Here is a 2,322-nt window from a genome sequence, read left to right on the forward strand (position 1 = left end):
AAACATCATAATTTGGTACAGCTAACCCCGCGCGCGGCTCCCCCGCCTGGTGGTGGTCCCCCCCCGCGGCGGCTCGCGCCCGCCCGGCCCCGGCCCCCCCGGCCCCGGCCCCGGCCTCCGGGAATAGCCGTCCACCAGGGGCTGTTGAGGCGCTGGACGGCCGCCGGCCGCCGGCCACGGTCGCGCCGGTGCGCACGGCGCGGAGGGCGGTGGGCAGGGTGAGCGCGGAGGAGGAGCACCGGTGAGGTACGAGGTACTCGGCCCGCTCAGGGTCGGCGACACGGACGGCCAGGTCGTCATCACGTCCCGCAAGACCGAGACGGTGCTGGCCGTCCTGCTCGCCCGGATGGGCCAGGTGGTCTCGGTGGACGACCTGGTGCGCGAGCTGTGGCCCGCCGATCCGCCCCAGCGCGCCCGGGACGCCGTCTACGTGTACGTCTCGCAGCTGCGCAAGCTGCTGACCCGCCCCGGCGAGCCCGATCCGGTCATCACCCGGGCGCCCGGCTACGTCCTGTGGACGCCGCCGCGGGCCGTCGACTTCCAGGCCCTCCAGGAGCAGCTGCCGACCGCCAGGGCGATGATGCGCGAGCGGCGGTACGAGGAGGCCTGCGAGCTGCTGGAGCGGATCGTCGCCCTGTGGCGCGGCCCGGTGCTGGCCGGGCTGCAGGCCGGTCCGGTGGTCAACACCTTCGCGGCCTGGCTCCAGGAGCTCCAACTGGAGTGCAGCGAACTGCTGGTGGAGTCCAAGCTGATGCTCTCCCGGGACCGCGAGGTGGTCTCCCAGCTGCGCTGCCTGATCCGCGAGCACCCGTTGCAGGAGAGCTTCTACGCCCAGCTGATGCTGGCCCTGTGGCGCTCGGGCCGGCAGGCCGAGGCCCTGGGCGTCTACCACTCCGCCCGCGACACGCTCAACCGGGAGCTCGGCCTGGAGCCGGGCTGCTGGCTGCGCAACCTCCAGCGCACCATCCTGGAGGTGCGCGGCGAGGGCCCGGCCCGGCGGACGCCCGCGGCCGTACGGGCCTGACACCGCCCCGTCACCGGCACCGCCCCGTCACCGGCACTGCTCCGCCACCGGAACCGCCCCGCCACCGTTTGGGTGTGGTTTAGCCCCCTTCGGCACGCTTGGGGGAGGCAGTACCGGAACCCCGAGCGATGACGGAGCGATTCGAGTGAACGATGTCCCCACCCGCCGCCTGGGCGGTCTGGAAGTCGGTGCCCAGGGGCTCGGCGCCCTCGGCCTGAGCGAGTTCTACGGCCCGACCGACCCCGAGCAGGCCGTCGCCACCATCCGTCGGGCGCTCGACCTGGGGGTCACCCTGATCGACACCGCCGACGTCTACGGGCACGGCCTGAGCGAGGAGTTGGTCGGCCGGGCGGTGGCCGGCCGGCGCGACGAGGCGGTGGTGGCCACCAAGTTCGGGGTGCTGCGCACCGGCGACGGGATCGGGCAGGCGGTGCGCGGCGACGCCGCCTACGTGCGGCAGGCCGCCGACGCCTCGCTGGAGCGGCTCGGGCTGGACCACATCGACCTCTTCTACCCGGCCCGGATCGACCCCTCGGTGCCGATCGAGGAGACGGTCGGCGCGCTGGCCGAGCTCGTCCGGGTCGGGAAGGTGCGGTACATCGGGCTCTCCGAGGCGGCCCCGGAGACCATCCGCCGCGCCCACGCCGTGCACCCGCTGGCCGCGGTGCAGACCGAGTGGTCACTGTTCTCCCGCGAGCTGGAGGACGAAGTCGTGCCACTGGCACGTGAGTTGGGCATCGGCATCGTGCCGAACGCGCCGCTCGGCCGGGGCCTGCTCACCGGGCGCTACCGGGCCGCCGAGGTGTTCGGGCCGACCGACTTCCGGACGGTCGCCCAGCCGAGGTTCACCCCGGAGAACTTCCCGGGCAACCTCGCGCTGGTCGACCGGCTGGAGCCGCTCTCCATCGAACTCGGCGTATCAGTCGGTCAGTTGGCGCTGGCATGGGTGCACCACCGGGGCGAGGACGTGGTCCCGATCCCGGGCACCCGACGGATCGACCACCTGGAGGAGAACCTCGCCGCCGCGACGCTGGCCCTCGGTGCCGAGGAGCTGGCGGCGATCGAGGCCGCGGTGCCCGCCGGGCAGGTCGCCGGTGACCGGCTCACCGAGTTCAGCCGGCAGTTCGTCGACCGCTGACCGGCGGCCGACCGCACCTACGGCACCCACCGCACCCACCGCACGAACCCGCGCGCACCGGACGGACCCTCGGGCCCCGCCCGGGCGCGCCCCGGTCCCCCCGGGAGGTGGCCCCCCGCGCGCCCCGGGCCGTGGGGGGGACAACCACCAGACACCGGGC

2 protein-coding genes are annotated in these 2,322 nt (G+C 74.5%); both read left to right on the plus strand.

All coding sequences use genetic code 11. The annotated features are described in order from the left end of the window. Positions 1 to 241: 241 nt before the first annotated feature. Positions 242 to 1,024, plus strand: coding sequence for a BTAD domain-containing putative transcriptional regulator (locus ACFWXO_RS31650; RefSeq protein ID WP_380528064.1), 783 nt, complete (start codon positions 242 to 244; stop codon positions 1,022 to 1,024). A 145-nt stretch (positions 1,025 to 1,169) separates the two neighbouring features. Further along, entirely contained in the window at positions 1,170 to 2,162 is a 993-nt protein-coding gene (locus ACFWXO_RS31655) for an aldo/keto reductase (RefSeq protein WP_380528068.1), read from the plus strand. Positions 2,163 to 2,322 lie beyond the last annotated feature (160 nt).

The organism is Kitasatospora sp. NPDC059088, assembly GCF_042738155.1.
GTDB lineage: Bacteria > Actinomycetota > Actinomycetes > Streptomycetales > Streptomycetaceae > Kitasatospora.